The organism is Bdellovibrio sp. MYbb2 (genome assembly GCF_056175685.1).
In genome coordinates this window covers 109,726-125,371 of record NZ_JBJKJI010000005.1, presented here as the reverse complement: position 1 = coordinate 125,371, position 15,646 = coordinate 109,726, and the positions used below count along the sequence as shown (strand labels likewise).

Annotated in this window: 15 protein-coding genes and 1 tRNA gene; 1 reads left to right on the top strand and 15 read right to left on the bottom strand. The window is 50.8% G+C overall.

Going from position 1 to position 15,646, the window contains the following annotated elements; genetic code table 11:
- Positions 1–207 precede the first annotated feature (207 nt).
- Positions 208–283: transfer RNA gene (locus tag AC04MQ_RS18375), tRNA-Ala, on the bottom strand.
- A 155-nt stretch (positions 284–438) separates the two neighbouring features.
- Positions 439–954, bottom strand: a complete 516-nt coding sequence (locus tag AC04MQ_RS18370; RefSeq protein WP_015090011.1) for a hypothetical protein — start codon at positions 952–954, stop codon at positions 439–441.
- A 225-nt stretch (positions 955–1,179) separates the two neighbouring features.
- On the opposite strand from AC04MQ_RS18370, the gene AC04MQ_RS18365 reads away from it, so the two are divergent.
- Positions 1,180–1,485: a cupin domain-containing protein gene (locus tag AC04MQ_RS18365; protein ID WP_015090010.1), complete on the top strand. Its 306-nt coding sequence runs from the start codon at positions 1,180–1,182 to the stop codon at positions 1,483–1,485.
- Between the two features lie 127 nt (positions 1,486–1,612).
- Here the strand turns inward: AC04MQ_RS18365 and AC04MQ_RS18360 are convergent, their stop codons facing one another.
- From AC04MQ_RS18360 to carB, 13 genes are all read right to left on the bottom strand, one after another.
- The gene (locus AC04MQ_RS18360) at positions 1,613–2,926 is read right to left on the bottom strand and encodes a replication-associated recombination protein A (protein ID WP_015090009.1); all 1,314 of its coding nucleotides are present in this window, start codon (positions 2,924–2,926) and stop codon (positions 1,613–1,615) included.
- A 35-nt stretch (positions 2,927–2,961) separates the two neighbouring features.
- Positions 2,962–3,201 carry a hypothetical protein gene (locus AC04MQ_RS18355; RefSeq protein WP_041577013.1) on the bottom strand — a complete coding sequence of 80 codons (240 nt, stop codon included), beginning with the start codon at positions 3,199–3,201 and terminating at the stop codon, positions 2,962–2,964.
- Between the two features lie 105 nt (positions 3,202–3,306).
- Positions 3,307–3,912: a hypothetical protein gene (locus AC04MQ_RS18350; protein WP_475392778.1), complete on the bottom strand. Its 606-nt coding sequence runs from the start codon at positions 3,910–3,912 to the stop codon at positions 3,307–3,309.
- 12 nt (positions 3,913–3,924) lie between these two features.
- On the bottom strand, positions 3,925–6,105 hold the full coding sequence (locus tag AC04MQ_RS18345; RefSeq protein WP_475392777.1) for a type IV pilus secretin PilQ family protein: 2,181 nt from the start codon (positions 6,103–6,105) through the stop codon (positions 3,925–3,927).
- 23 nt (positions 6,106–6,128) lie between these two features.
- Complete coding sequence (locus tag AC04MQ_RS18340; RefSeq protein ID WP_475392776.1) at positions 6,129–6,845, bottom strand: pilus assembly protein PilP; 717 nt, start codon at positions 6,843–6,845, stop codon at positions 6,129–6,131.
- Positions 6,842–7,435: a type IV pilus inner membrane component PilO gene (locus AC04MQ_RS18335; RefSeq protein WP_475392775.1), complete on the bottom strand. Its 594-nt coding sequence runs from the start codon at positions 7,433–7,435 to the stop codon at positions 6,842–6,844. Before AC04MQ_RS18335 ends, AC04MQ_RS18340 begins: the two co-directional genes overlap by 4 nt.
- Entirely contained in the window at positions 7,428–8,039 is a 612-nt protein-coding gene (locus tag AC04MQ_RS18330) for a PilN domain-containing protein (RefSeq protein ID WP_011163411.1), read from the bottom strand. The genes AC04MQ_RS18335 and AC04MQ_RS18330 overlap by 8 nt, the downstream gene beginning before the upstream one ends.
- Entirely contained in the window at positions 8,036–9,091 is a 1,056-nt protein-coding gene (gene pilM / locus AC04MQ_RS18325; RefSeq protein ID WP_475392774.1) for a type IV pilus assembly protein PilM, read from the bottom strand. Before pilM ends, AC04MQ_RS18330 begins: the two co-directional genes overlap by 4 nt.
- A 169-nt stretch (positions 9,092–9,260) precedes the next feature.
- Positions 9,261–10,049, bottom strand: a complete 789-nt coding sequence (locus AC04MQ_RS18320; RefSeq protein WP_475392773.1) for a prepilin peptidase — start codon at positions 10,047–10,049, stop codon at positions 9,261–9,263.
- Complete coding sequence (locus AC04MQ_RS18315; protein ID WP_226988010.1) at positions 10,042–10,812, bottom strand: ABC transporter permease; 771 nt, start codon at positions 10,810–10,812, stop codon at positions 10,042–10,044. The genes AC04MQ_RS18320 and AC04MQ_RS18315 overlap by 8 nt, the downstream gene beginning before the upstream one ends.
- Positions 10,805–11,548, bottom strand: coding sequence for an ABC transporter ATP-binding protein (locus AC04MQ_RS18310; RefSeq protein WP_374027993.1), 744 nt, complete (start codon positions 11,546–11,548; stop codon positions 10,805–10,807). The genes AC04MQ_RS18315 and AC04MQ_RS18310 overlap by 8 nt, the downstream gene beginning before the upstream one ends.
- A gap of 6 nt (positions 11,549–11,554) precedes the next feature.
- Positions 11,555–12,445, bottom strand: a complete 891-nt coding sequence (locus AC04MQ_RS18305; RefSeq protein ID WP_011163406.1) for a substrate-binding domain-containing protein — start codon at positions 12,443–12,445, stop codon at positions 11,555–11,557.
- Positions 12,442–15,636 (bottom strand): carbamoyl-phosphate synthase large subunit, encoded by a 3,195-nt coding sequence (carB, locus tag AC04MQ_RS18300; RefSeq protein WP_427721107.1) that lies wholly within the window; start codon positions 15,634–15,636, stop codon positions 12,442–12,444. Before carB ends, AC04MQ_RS18305 begins: the two co-directional genes overlap by 4 nt.
- Positions 15,637–15,646 lie beyond the last annotated feature (10 nt).

Below are 15,646 nucleotides of genomic sequence, written 5' to 3'. Positions count from 1 at the left end.
TTGTGAATACCAATTACTCGGTATTCAAAGAGCCCAAAAATCTATTTTATCTAGCTATTCAGTTTTCAAAGAGCGAACATTTTATCGTGACTTCGTTTTATTCCGAATCGCGAGGAACCAATCTTATCAAAGATTTTGTCCCCGTCAACTATCTTTTTTCTTTTTTTTAACTTTCGACCTAAGTCTTAGTTAAGAAGAAGAAAAAGTTGGTGGAGGCAACAGGGATCGAACCTGCGACCTTCTGAATGCAAATCAGATGCTCTCCCAGCTGAGCTATGCCCCCGAACGAAGTGGAGCTGTTTTCTCGTAAGGGCCGAAAAAGGTCAATAGCTTTTTTTCGAAAATTTAATAACTCACCTGAAGTTGCTCAATAAATAACCGAGGCAGGGGCCTCGGTTATTGTAAAAAACATAGATAAGTATTTGAATTTACGTAAGATTAGGCGCTAGCCTTGAATTTTGACGCAAGCAGTCTGTTGAGCCACTTTCTTTCAAAACTAAGGTCGAACCCGACCTTTTCGCCTCCGGATACGATGGCTGTATAGACCTTTTTAAGGATTTCAACCTCGTGATCCAGGCCGTTGTCGGCTCCCATGGACTCTTCAATAGCCTCGTACACACTCAATAGGTCCGGTGTTGTCACCACTTTAGGGATACGGGACATATCCAAACCCAGGGTTTCCAGTGGCTTGAATCCTACCAGTGTCTCTGTCAGCAGCACCTTTGTGCCGTTCTTGAAGTTCACCTGAATGAAGGGCTTGCCTTCAGAGTCTGCGCGGTGAAGGACTTCATTCACGTCCTGAGTGTTGAAGGAGAATAATTTCCCGTCTAGATCCTGGCGAATTTGCACTCGACCTGACTCGTTGATCTTCGCACGAAGACCTTTGGAGGCATCGACAAAATTCAGGATGTGATCTAGCTCAGCATGTGTCGACTTCGTTTTAGAACTGCTCAAATTACCCTCCCCTAATATATAGGGCGTCTCTAACTTACATTAGAGATATCGACAATCCCTTGAAGGACTTAACAAGAAAACAAAAAAAGATGAGAATCCGGCCTCTTATCCTGTCGCAATTTGAATAAAATTTCGTGATACTGTTTCAAGCCGGGATTCGTCGGCGGCGCGCCTTGTCCCGGGCGTTCCGATTTGAGATAAACTGGCCTGAAAGAGGCACACACTATGATCATCACACGTTGGCAAGCTCCGATCATCCCAAGCAAACAACAGGTTCTTATGATTCTGGAATCAGAAGGCATGGAGCCGTATGAGCAAACTTTAGAACCGGCTAAGAAAGTCGGCGACCACCGCAAACCCTTTGCTGAAGTGCGAGTTATCATCAGTGGTGAAATGATTTTCAACGTTTCCGGCAATCAGTTTGTCCTGCGCCCCGGAGACCGTGTTGAAATCCCGGGTAACACCCGCTTCTCTTACGTTGCTCAGGGCGGAGAACCCTGCGTGACTGTTTGCGCACAAAGAGCGATCTAGTTTTTCATTGAGATTAAAAACTAAAAAGCCCCCTTCTTCACAGACGGGGGCTTTTTTTTTATTTCATTCAGACAGACCGCTCACAGCTGTTTGAAAGCACAGTCTGTGGGCTTCTTTATATATAGAACTATTCCTTATCCTTCTTCAGCTTCATCCAGCCAAGGTAATCGCGGATGTTCTTTTCAAAGCCTCTTGTGGTCGGTTCATAGATCGCGGTCTTTTCAACTTCTTCCGGCAGATAGGACTGTTCCACCCAGCCCGTTGGATAGTTGTGCGGGTATTTGTAATCGCGGCCGTATCCCAGATCCTTCGCCAGCGCCGTCTTTGCAGATCGCAAATGCAGAGGCACCGGCAGAGTGCGGGTTTTTTCCACCAATTCGCGCGCTTTGTGCAAAGCCATGTAGGAAGCGTTGGATTTCGGGCAAGACGCCAGATATGTCGTCACTTGGGAAAGAGTGATTGCTCCCTCGGGCAGACCAATGGCTTCCACCGCCTGCAGACCCGCGATCGCCACTGAAATTGCGCGAGGATCAGCGTTTCCGATATCTTCCGACGCCAGAATAATCAAACGGCGCGCGATAAACACCGGGTCTTCCCCGCCATCAAGCATTCTTGCCAGATAATACATGGCTGCATCCGGATCACTGCCACGAATGCTTTTAATAAACGCCGAAATGGTGTCGTAATGCATTTCAGAGTTCTTGTCATAGCCCAGAGGATTCTGCTGCAGAAGTTCGCGCATGTCGTTCACATCCAGCAGCGGGCCTTCCACCTCATCCTTTGTAAAGGTGTATAGAATCTCAAGACTGTTAATCAGACGACGGGCATCGCCGTCGGAGTATTCCAGCAGATTTTTATGGGCGTCCTCGGTCAGGATTCTGTCCAATGGCTTTGCATAGTGGGTTTCAGCACGTTTGACGATGTTGTTCAGATCGTCTTCGGACAGACGCTCGAAAATCACCACACGACAGCGGCTGAGCAGGGCGCGGTTTAACTCATAGCTGGGATTTTCGGTGGTTGCCCCAACCAGTACCAGATCGCCTTTTTCGACAAACGGCAAAAGCACGTCCTGCTGGGCTTTGTTAAATCTGTGAATTTCATCCACGAAAAGAATGGTCTTTTGCTGGTACTGAAGGCGACGGTCTTTGCCAGCTTCGCCCACTTCCCGCAGCGCCTTGGCACCGGAATCCACCGCGTTCAAATGTACATAGTGCGCATTGAAGTGCTGGGACAAGGCCAGAGCAAAAGTGGTCTTCCCAGTACCGGGAGGCCCCCAAATGATCAGGCTGGGCAAATAGCCCTTGCGAAGCATCTGTCCTAGCTTGGACTGAGGCCCCAGGGTCTTTTGCTGCCCAAAGATATCATCCAGCGTCTTGGGACGCAGGATTTCTGACAGCGGTGAAGTTCCATGGGAGGCTTGAGATGCAGAAAAAAGATCCATAGGAGGGTCATAAACCATCCCCTTCCCAGAATCCACTATTTAATGCAACTGATCGTGGGTGTATTTGGGTTGCGAGCACCACTGATTGCATAGCAGACAACCCCATCTGGCTGCTTGATCTGATAGATAGCGGTTTCGGTCGCTTCAGGCCTTACAAGGATTGTTTCCACCGTTGTTCCATCGGTGAACTGACTGACGGCAAAAGGCTTCATACCTGCCCAGGAAATTCCAATCCCTATCGCCAACGACAATACGACAAGTAAAGTGGTTTTCATATTCACCTCACTTCAAGTTAAGCGAGGACTGCCAAGATGGGTCAAACCTAAATAAAAAAGGGCGGTTTTGCCGCCCTTTTTACATATTCACTTTTGTCAGATGACTTAGTCGCCAAGGCTTTCGATGGAAATGAAGCCGGTGGTTCTTTCAGGAGTCAGCTCGCCCGTGGAGTCACGAGAAAAACCGATCACATCAACCGTTCCTGAAGCTTGGAAAGAGTTGGAGGCGCTCAAGCCACCGCACACGATAGGACAAGTGGCAGACACGCTCTGAGCGGGAGTGTATCTTTCGGCCGCGTTTGTCGGAGCCTTGTAGCTTGCGATTTCCGGGCCGCCAACGGCAGCCTCACCTTTTGCCCACCATGTGTCGTTCAAAGCCAGCAAATTGTCGCCAGAGAACTCACACACGTAAGAACCGCCCGAGAACTGCCCGCCCTGGAATTTCAGGCGCACAGAGGCGACAATGAGGGTCTTTTCGACGTTCGGCCAAGCCACGGTTAGATACTGCACCTGGAAGAATGCCGCACCGACGTCGTTTGGCGAGGGGTTGGTGGAGTCTTCCGTTTTTTTGGTTATACAGCTCTTTGCCGAAGCGTTGATCACATAAGTGCGGGACGGAGAAACCGTCACCTGCAGATCACTTTCAGTCTGCGAGCAGTTTGGCAGGGTTACTGCCACCAATGCCAACAATAAAACTTTCCAGTGTCGCATGGGTCCTCCTCGTTAGAAGTCAGTGGTTGTCGGATTGCCCGCGTTGGAATCAATCTGACCCATGATTCTTGGGGTCAGGAAGATCAGCAACTCAGACTTTTCCTTGGAAATGTTCTTGGTCTTAAACAGATAACTTACGAATGGCAATTCGCGGAACCAAGGAACACCCACTTCACCGTCGGTCGCATCACTTTGATAGATTCCACCGATAACAGCAGTCTGACCGTTTTTCACCAGAACACGGGTGTTGGCTTCACGGCTGTTCACCGCAAAAGCACCCTGACCGGCACTGGACACGTCAGCACCACGGAATTGTCTGTTAACCAGTACTTTCATGATAACAGATCCATCCGCCGTTACCTGTGGAGTCACCTCAAGTTTCAGCGTCAACGGTTTGAACTGGAACGTTTCCTGAGTCGCCGTACCATTCTGAGTCACCTGACGAACCGGAACTTCCGTCGTCTGATTGATGTCGGCTTTTTCATTGGACAGGGTCATGATACGCGGAGCGGAGATGATTTTAACCTGCTCTTCGCTTTCGTTCAGGGCCAATGCCGCTGACAAAGTACCAAAGATGTCCAAAGTACCCACATTCAGATTGAAGTTCAAAGCACCGGAGGAACCCGCCGCACTCTGATTCACGTTGAAGGATGGATTCATGTTCACCGGACCACGCGCCGTGGAACCCAGCTTGATTGGCGCGCCCGTCGCACTCCAGTTTACACCGATATTGCGAGTGAAGCTTTCTTTCGCCTCAACGATTTTACCCTCAATGGAAACTTGAGCGGGCTGCGTATCAAGGCTGGCGATCAGACGGGCTGCTCTTTCCAGGTTTTCTTCGATATCGGTCACAACCAAAGCATTCGTACGAACGTCGCCGACCACGCGGCCACGGTCACCCAGGAAGTCTTTGATCTTCTTTTCTAGCTCGTCCACTTTCGCGTAGCTGACTGGGAACATGCGAACCTTCAAAGGTTCCAGGTTCTTTCTGGCCTGAGCCAGTTTTGTTGCATCATCTTCTTCCGCTTTCAGATCCTGAAGTGGAGCGATACGTAAAACGTTGCCCTGACGGGTGTAACCCAGTTTTTTGGCCTTCATGATCACAACCAGCGCCTGGTCCCAGGGAACCTGACGCAGTTTCAGGCTGACCGCACCTTTAACGTCTTCAGAGATCACCATGTTCACGCCGGATTCTTCAGTGATGAAGTTCAAAGCGTCACGGATGTCCATGTTGCTGGTCTCGATAGAGATCTTTTTACCGTAGAACTTGGTGTTGCCGGCAAGGAACTCTGTCAGATTCTGGCTTGGCAGGATGTTGTTGTCTTCCATCGCCGTGCTGACATCAGTTACTTCCATCGCCTCTGCCGGAGCAGATCCGCTGGCCACGATCAGAAGGCTGTTGCCTTCCTGCTGAACCGCCGGCTCACCCACACCTTCACGCATCTGGATCACAAAGCGTGCGGTAGAAGAACCCGGGTTTTGATAAGCATCAATCGCACCCACGCTGCCTTTGATGTCTTTGGTGTTCAAAGAGCGTTTCAAACGATCTGGAAGATTGGCGTTGTCCACTTCAATGATGAACTGGCGCAGATCCGGATTTGTACGGGTGGTGTACGTCAAAGGACGATCCCCCTGCACGATCACAGTTCCACCAGTTTCATTGGCGCGGAATTTAAGGTCCGTGATATTTGCCGGAGCTCCGGATGGAACAGCGGCAATCGTTTCAGTCACTGGTGCCGGCGCCGGCTCGGAAACCGGCGGCTGATCCGCAAACGGATCTGGCGTGGTTTCAGTCACCGTCGGTTCTGGAGTCTGAGCAGGAACATCCGCAACAGAACTGTCAGCAAACGGATCTTCCGTCGGGCTGGTTTCTTCCGGAGCAGGAGCTGGCGCATCGGCCACCTGTTCCTGACCGCCCGCCTCGTTCACTTCCTCTTCGATGGCCAGATCCTGGTCACCGGCAGGAGCCGCTTGAGATTCAGCTTGAGCTGGCTGTTGATTGTCGATTTCATCGAATTCTGCAAAGTCATCAGAGGCTGATTCAGCCGCTGGAGCGCTGTCGTCAGCAGACATCACATCCGCGGACGAGTCCATGCCATCCAAAGACAGATCGTCTTCAACCGGGCGGCTTGCACAGGAAGTCAGAGAGGCAATCATTGCGCTCAGGATTACTAATCTAATGAATCCGTTCATTAGTTCCTCCTCTTAAAAGATAACTATTTTTTCAACTCCATAATGCGTGACTCTTTAAAGGCTTTGCCGTCGTCGTATTTCGTTTCCACGACAACTACTTCCCCTTCACGGATCGCCGCCACGAATCCTTCGCTTCGGCCAATCTTGGAGTTTTTAGTCACTACAAATACAGCCCCGTCCGGATCTTTGATCATCGCACGAGGTGTTCTTACATCCCACAAAATACCCACAACCTGTAAACGATCAACTTCCCAGCGCTGCAGGGGCTCAAGAATCTCGTTTGGACGAGCCGCTTCCGGACCCGTTGGGCGGACCGTTTTAAAGACCTTAAACGGGTCTCTTTTTCCGGTCGGATCATAGATATATCCATCACTGGACAAAATCTGCTGCGGAGCCGGAGCTGTCATCTGGTCCCCAACCGGCATTTCATTTGCCGGAGGCGGAGGAATCTGTGCAGGCACATCCGCTGGTGGCGGAGTTTGTGCCGCCGGTGGTGTTTCGGCCGGAGTGCCCGCAGGAGGCGGACTGCCCGCAGGAGGCGGACTGCCCGCAGGTGTGCCACCGGCTGGAGGCACCTGGGTGTTTTCAACCTCTTTCATGAATTCTGCGGGAAGATCGCCGTTGGACGGAGCATCCTGAGAATGCGCCGGCGCCATGAACTTCATGCTGACCGCAAAGGCCAGCCAAAGTCCCAGAGAGGCCACTAAAATGTAAGATACAATCCATCTTACAGACTTCACTGTGGGTTCTCCGTTGTAGCAGGCTTCTTCTCTTCAGGGGCCAGCTTGTAACCAACCACCTGTCCTTCAAACTTCAATTTACGGGAGCCCGGTTCGCTTTCAGAAATGACAACATTCTGAACGCGCGCCATACGCTCGGCCGTGGAAACCAGGAAAGTGAACTGAGCCAGTTCTGCGTAAGTGCCCTCAAGGGACACTTCGACAGGAACTTCTTCCACGACTTCTTTTTTGATGTTTTCACCCGGTTTTTTCGATTTCACGCTGACGCCGGCATTACGGGCGAAATCATCGATCGCCTTATTGATATCAATAGAGAAAAGCACCGCCGGCAAACGACGGGAGATCTCCTGATACTTCTGGCTGAGCTGACCGACTTTTTCCTGCATCTCCTGAACCTGTTTCAGAGTTGCATCGGTGTCTTTCTTTTTGTTTTCTTCTTCCTGCAGCTGCTGGTTCACCGTGACGATTTGCGCGTCAACGGCGGAACCGTCATCGTACATGAAGTTCCAATACATGGCGGTCAGGCCCAGGCCGATCATCAGGATTTTACCAATTGTCTGGACTGCGAGCAGATCAAATATTTTATTCATTTGCTCTCTCCAACAAACAACTGATTTCAAACTTCTTCAAACTGACCCCGTCGGTCACCGTTTCACTGGAACTGACAAGATTCACGTCCATCAGGAACACACTCTTGGTCAAAGCTTCCAGGAACTGAGAGACCTCAAAGTCACTCAAAGCCAGCCCCTGGATGTTCACACGCGTCGGATTCACCTGCACGCGAGTCAACCAGGCCTTTTCCGGAATCACCGTCTGCAGCAGATCCAATACGCGGATCTCACGCTGACGGTCTTTGGAAATTTTCTCCAAAGCCGAGATACGAGCCTCCATCAGGGCCTCGTCCTCTTTAAACTTTTTGATCTCGGCCACGGAATCCGCGGCTTTGGCATTGTAAGTCTGCAGCTCCACCAGAATCTGGTTCTTGGAGTTCAGCTCGGCCACTTTGCCCGGAACATTCTGGTTTTCATAAATGTACAATGCCAGAGGTCCGATCAACAAAAGCACCAGACGCTTCAACGCCTCTTTGCGGATCTCATCGGCCCCCATAAAGGAGTCTGATGAAATCCCCAGTGACGCCCCGATGGAGCCTCCGCCAGAGGTAGAAGCTTGTGATGCCAGATTGATCTTGATCATGTCGCATCCCCCTGTTCACGCAGGGCAAGACCCGTCACGACCCCGGCAAAGGAGCTGATCTGATCAAGATATTCAGGAGAAAACTTTTTCGGATTGGCCTTCACACGCAGGAACGGATTAAACGGTTCCATCATGATACCCGTCACACGGGAAACTGTTTCAACCAGCCCCGAAGTCGCTGAACTTCCACCCGTATAGAAACAACGGCTTAGCACCAGACCGTTGGTCGTCGCGCTTAGGAAGTCCAGACTGCTGCGAATTTCTTCCGTCACCGCCTCGTTGGTGGCACTGATGATGCTGTGAACTTCGTCGGGAACCTCACGGCGGGAAATCGCGCTGAGCTTCAAGGCTTCAGCTTCCGCCACGGTCACACCCATCGCTTTGTGGATTTCATTGGTGTAGTTGGCTCCGCCCACCGGGATGTCACGGCAGAAGATCACTTCGCCATTTTGCAGAACCACGAAGTTGGTGATCGAGGCACCAAAATTCAGGATACCGATCACTTCGCCCGGGATTTTTCCATAATTCAGTTCAAACGCATTCGCCAATGCAAAGCCAGAAACGTCCAATACGCCGCAAGTCAGGCCACTGACCTCAATCACTTGAGTGTACTGGGTCACAAGTTCGTTCTGCGCAGCAATCAGAAGAATGTCCATGGCATCAGGAGATGCACTGGAATTCAGAATATGGTGGGCCAGGCTGATATTGTTGATATCAAACGGGATGTACTGCTCGGCCTCGAAGCGAATCTGATCTTTGATAAGCTTGCGATCCATCTTGGGAATGGTGATCTTTTTCACGATCACGGCGGTTCCCCACATGGCAGTGGCAATGGATTTACGCTTGGTTTTTACTTCGTTGATCAGCTGCTGAATGGCGATACCGACAGAGGCGATATCCACGATCTCCCCACCGGACACGGCATTGGGAGGCGTTGGTGCAAAACCAAAAGAGAGAAGCTGGGCGCCCTTGCCACTGACGTCCATTTCAGCAAGCTTGATGGAGCTCGATCCAATGTCGAGTCCTATGACCTTTTTCGATTTAAAAAACATGCTTACGCTGCTTCCCCAGTTGTACCACTCAGATGTCTTTTCAAAGACTTACGTCTTTAGGACCCAAGTCTGATATACTAAAATTATTTCTGCTTGGGTGGGGAATGTCAAACAAGGGTCGAGGCTGAAAACAAAAGGTCCAGCCCCGAGGCGAGGTCTTGCCGTCAAATCAGACAGCAGGAAGGAACAAACCGAGGTACCAAAGCGCGATGGCTTCACCACCAAACAGGTAAATCACCGCCCCCAAAGCCAGATAAGGACCGAACGGAATCACCGTCTTTAGTCCAGCCTTCTGCTTTCTGGCAGCGATCAAACCGATCACACTGCCCACAATCGCCGAGGTCATGATCACAAACGGAATGGCTTTCCAGCCGACGATGGCACCGATCCAGGCCAGAAGCTTGATATCGCCCCCACCCATGCCTTCATTTTTGGTGAACATATAATAGACGTAAGCCATCCCCCAAAGGAAGCCCCCGCCCATCAACACACCAAACAGCGCATCCAGGAACTCACGCTGGGGATTCAAGGCTGCACCGACAAGTCCAATGACAATCCCTGACAGAGTAAATTCGTCCGGCAGAATCATGTGATCCAGATCGATGAACGTGCAGACAACAAGTCCAAAAATAAAGATCAAGTATTCAAGCAGCGTCCACGTCAGACCCGCATAGTGGTAAGAAAGCGCAAACAGCACCGCCATGATGATTTCCACCAGAGGGTAGCGGAAAGAGAACTTGGCCTGACACTTGCGACATTTGCCACGAAGAATGAACCAGCTCAGGATAGGGATATTGTCATACCATTTGATCTGGGTTTTGCAGCTGTAGCAGTAGCTGCGAGGCTTGACGACACTTTCCTCGCGCGGCAGGCGATAGATCACGACATTGCCGAAACTTCCAAAAATCGCACCCAAAACAAAGAAAAGGACGTAAAAGCCCGCATCCAGATCAAACAATGTCTTTTCTCCTGAAGAAGAAGTTCGTCGCCAGCACCGCCAACAAAGCCCAACCCGTCATGTGCGCCAGCATCCACAGAATATTTTCAGCCGGAATCCCCTTTTCAAGGAAGTACGCTGATTTCCAGTTCATACGATAGAAATTCGGGGTCAACCAGTGCAGCACTTTCACTGCCTGCACAAACAGGTCTTCACGACTTTTTTCCGCGAAGAAAGCCAGATCCCCCAGCCAATGCCCCAGCAGGAACACCATAAAGCCCGCACCCAAAGCCAGCACCGGGCGCACCACCAGACTGAAGAAAATCACCAGACACAGAATCACGGCGCTTTCACACCACAGACTGAGAGCGATCTCCAGGAACGACAGCAGGAATTGAGGTTCTTTCCACAGACCCAGCAGGATCCACAGCAAAATGGTCAAAGATCCCATCAAAAGACTGTTCAACGCCAGAACCCCCAAAAGTTTTCCGACGATGAACTGGGCACGGGACACAGGACGGGACAGAATCAACAAACAGGTTTGTTTTTCAATTTCCTTGGCCAACAGGTACGCCCCGGAAAACAGAGAAATTCCCAAACCCGAAATCTGAATCGCCAAGAAACCGAAGTCCGTCAGAATTTTGCGTTGCTCAGCAAAGGACAATGCCCCCAACAAGAAGCTCAGACCCAACAAAGCGATGGCAATCAACACGGCCACCATAAAAACACGTTCACGCAACATTTCGCGCAAAGTGGTGCGTGCCAAAGTCAAAACCTTATACACGGCCCTCCTCCTTTCCTTTCAGAACAGAGAAGGCTTTTTCCAGGCTTTGGAATTCAGCCATGAAGGAGCTTAATACCCCGTCGTACAGAATCTGACCGCGATTGATCACCACCAGATGCGTGCAAAGCTCTTCCATATCCTGCAAAAGATGGCTGCTGAAGAACAGACTGACACCGCGCTTTTGTTCTTCGCGCAGGATGTCTTTCACCATGGCCCGCCCATCAGGATCAAGGCCTGACATCGGTTCATCCAAAATCAACAAATCCGGGCGGGTCAAAATCGCCTGAGCAATCCCGATTCTTTGCAACATACCTTTGGAGTAAGTTCTAAGACGGCGATCACGGGCTTCGAAAAGGTCGACTTTTTTCAGCGCTTCGTGAGCTCTTTCATGGAAGTCCTTCATCGCGGAACCATAACAAAGATTCCAGTGCAGACGCAGGAATTCCATGCCCGTCAGGAATTCATAGAGATAAGGGCGCTCGGGAAGGTACCCAATGCGGGTTTTGCTTTCGCTGGTCAGAGGGGATCCAAAAAAGTTGATCTGACCACTGTCCGGGCGAATGAAATCAAAAAGACATTTGATGGTGGTGGTTTTACCCGCCCCATTGCTGCCGACAAAGCCGGAAGTTTGGCCTTCGGGCAAAGAGAAGGTCACGTCACGCAACACATGACGGTCCTTTTCAAAAAGACCGCCTTTAAATGTCTTATTCAGCTTTTCAATTGATAATACAGCCATGAAAAACTATGGCTTCAGCTCGATATTCAAAGCTTTCACCATCTCCCTGACAGGATCATACTGTTTGGAGGTGGCTGGCATCAAGTCGCGAGAACCCAAAATTTCAGAGTATGTGTCTTTATTGCGGTTCTGTTCCAGAGCATCAATCAACGCGAACATCAAAGTGTGGGTTGTCTTGGGATAAGCATCATAGAAATCCTGACGAACGCAGAATGGATCATTCGGGATCGGAGCGCTTTTCCACAAAATACGGTATTTCGCTTTTTTATCGGTGCCGAACTTTTCCCAAGCCCCTTGCGTGCCTTTTTCATCGTCACTGAAGACGGCGGCAGCATCGACTTTCTTGGCTTCCAGGAACTGAATGGATGCCTGGTGATTGCCGGTGAATACAACTTCTTTGAAGTCCGTATCACTCAAACCCTCTTTGCGCAGGGCCACCTGAGGATACAAATACCCAGAAGAGGACTTGTCATCAACGAAGGCCACTTTTTTGCCTTTCAAAGCTTTCAGACTTTTGATCCCGGATCTTTGCGGCGTGATGATCATGGAATAGTAGTACGGCTCGTGCCATACCTTCTTTAGAAGGACCTTGGCTTGAGCCTGCTGTTCAGCAAAAACATATGTTGAAGAACTGAAGAAGGCGAAATCCACCTTCTTGGTCTTCATGGCCTCGATCAAGCCAACATAGTTCTTGGAAACGTAGATATTGACCGGAATGTTGAGTTTGGCCTGAAGCTCTTTTGCCAGAGCCAGGCCCTGTTCACGCAGATTCTCGGGATTGCCTCCAGGGATCACGCCAATCGTGATACTGGGAGGGACTGCTTCAGAGGTGCCCTCCGCCGCAAAAGCTGTGGAGATCGAAAGAAGTGTCAGCAGTCCGAGAATAAGTCGTTTCAAAATTCCTCCATGGCCCCCAGGGCCTCGACTGATGATGACTCATTTCTTTCGTTTTTCAAAGCAAGAATGAAGGCTTCAGCAGCGTCACTTTCGGTGAGGCATGGAATATTATAGTCAGTACAAGCTCGACGAATGTCGAAGCTGGCCTCGATCGCACGGCGGCCCGAGGTGGTGTTGATCACAAAGGCCACATCGCCGGACCGGATCTTGTCCACACAGTGAGGGCGGCCTTCATCGACTTTTCTAAGCGAAAGGCAGTTCACACCTTTTTCGTTGAAGAAATTCGCGGTTCCCGTTGTCGCCGACACCCCGTAACCCATGCGCTGAAGTTCACGCGCCAAAGGAAGCATGACTTCTTTGTCTTTATCACGCAAAGAGAAGAACACCTGACCGATTTTTGGAAGTCTTATGTTACTTGAAAGGAAGGCCTTCGCCAGAGCTTCGGAATAACTCTTTCCGCGGCCCATGCTTTCACCGGTGGATTTCATTTCCGGCCCCAGAATGGAGTCAGATTCCGGGAATTTCTTGAATGGGAATACCACACCCTTTACGGACACGGATTCGGTTTTTCTCCAGTTGAGGTTTTCAAGCTTCAGGTCTTTCTTCTTTTTACCCAGCATCGCCGCCACACCCAAATCGATCAGCGGAATGCCCGTAGCCTTGGCAACGAACGGCACCGAGCGGGAACTGCGCGGATTGGCTTCAAGCATGTACACCACATCATTCTTCACGGCCAATTGCAGATTCAAGTGGCCGATCACACCGATACGGTTGGCCAGTTGTTTACTGAGGTCTTCGATGCGCTCGCAAGTTTCCGGTTTCAAACGGTGCGGAGGCAACACCCCCATGGAATCCCCCGAGTGAACCCCGGCGGCCTCGATATGCTCGACAATTCCGCCGACCACAACCCAGTCCTCCCCGCGCACCAGATCGACGTCGACTTCCAAAGCACCGGCAAGGAACTGATCCATCAGGCACGGCTTTTCAGGAGAGATGTAGTCTTTGTGGCGCTGGAAATAAGACAGAAGCTCCTCAGTGTTTTCGATCACTTCCATGCGGCGGCCGCCCAGAACATAACTTGGACGGCAGATCATCGGGTAACCGACATTTTTTTCAATGCGAAGGGCTTCTTCCAAAGAACCGGCCATGCCGGAGTTTGGAATTGCAAAATTCAGTTCACGACAAATTTTAGAGAACAATCCGCGGTCTTCCGCCAAATCGATGGTTTCAAGCGAAGAACCCAGCAAACGGTAACCGGCTTTCACCAGATCCGGAGCCACCCCAATCGGAGTCTGCCCACCCAGCTGAGCCACAAAACCATAGGGCTTCATAAAGCGCATGATTTCCGAGAGACTTTCCACCGTCAAAGGTTCAAAGAACAACACGTCTGAAGTGTCATAGTCAGTGGAAACGGTTTCGGGATTGGAATTCACCATAATCACCTTGCGACCGTTTTTCTGGAAACCCTTCACCCCGCGCACACAGCTGTAATCAAATTCGATCCCCTGCCCGATGCGATTCGGACCGCTGCCGATCACCACGACAGCATCCGGCGCGTCAACTTTGGCCGAAGCCATTGGCCAGTAAGACGAATAGAAATACGGCGTGGAGGATTCAAATTCACCGGCACAAGTGTCCACCTGCTGATAGCGCGGGAACATCTGATGCTTTTCGCGCAAAGCGCGGATGTCAGCTTCCTTCTTGCCAATCAAAGCTGCCAAACGGGCATCCGTGAAACCCTTGCGTTTGGCCTTCAAAAGAAGATCGACATTGTTTTCAGTGAAATCCGCCTTGAACATTCTTTCGAATTTGATCAGGGCCTCAATGTGCTCCAGGAAATAAGGATTGATGCGCGTCAGTTCCTCGATTTCCGCCACGGTTTTGCCATCACGGAAGGCCTGGAACAGATGATAGATGCGACGGCTGTTTGGATAAGATATCTTGCCTGTCTCTAGTTCCACCTCTGGAATGGCCTGAGGGTCTTTTTCAAGACTGGCCAAAGCCTTCATCAAGGATTCCTGCAGCGTGCGCCCGATTCCCATGACTTCGCCGACGCTTTTCATCTGGGTGGTCAGGGAGTCCTTTGAGCCCGCGAACTTTTCAAACGCGAAACGCGGGATCTTGGTAACGATGTAGTCCAAAGCCGGTTCGTAGCAAGAAGGTGTTACTTTGGTGATGTCATTTTGAAGTTCATCCAGAGAATAACCAATCGCCAGCAAAGCCGCGATCTTGGCAATCGGGAACCCCGTCGCCTTACTTGCCAGCGCCGAAGAGCGGCTGACCCGTGGATTCATCTCAATCACCACACGTTCTTTTGTCGTTGGGTGAACGGCAAACTGAATGTTGGCCCCGCCTGTTTCAATACCCACTTCATTGATGATCTTGCAGGCCTCATCACGCATGGACTGATATTCACGATCACTTAAAGTCTGCTGAGGCGCCACCGTGATGCTGTCACCAGTGTGCACGCCGCAAGGATCCAGGTTTTCGATACTGCACACGACTACGAACGTGCCCTTGTGGTCACGCATGACCTCAAGTTCATATTCTTTCCAGCCCAGGATGCTTTCTTCCACCAGAACTTCGGATGTCGGGCTTTCATGCAGAGCTGTCACCAGCATTTTTTTGTATTCTTCCGGAGAGTAAGCGATACCACCGCCGCCCCCGCCCAGAGTGTAGTTCGGGCGCAGGATCATCGGGTAACCCAGTTCATCGGCGATCTGCAGACCGTGTTCGTAGGTACGGATGAGGTGGCTTTTGGGGTATTTCGCGCCGATCTTATCCAGCAAACCGCGGAAGATTTCGCGGTCTTCACCGGCTTTGATCACCTGAGGTGTCGCGCCCAGCAGCTGAACTTTATATTTTTGCAGGATGCCCTTGGCATGCAGATCCAAAGCCAGGTTCAGAGCCGTCTGGCCGCCCAAAGTGGGAATCACTGCGTCGGGCATTTCTTTGGCGATGATTTTTTCCAGATAGTCGACCTTCAAAGGTTCAACATAAACGCGGGTGGCGATCTCTGGATCAGTCATGATCGTGGCGGGATTTGAATTCACCAGGATGACTTCGAGGCCCTCTTTCATCAGGGCCTTACAGGCTTGAGTGCCGGAGTAATCAAACTCACAGGCTTGTCCAATAACGATGGGTCCAGATCCGATAATAAGAACTCTCTTAATACTGGACTTGCGCGGCACTCTTTCCTCC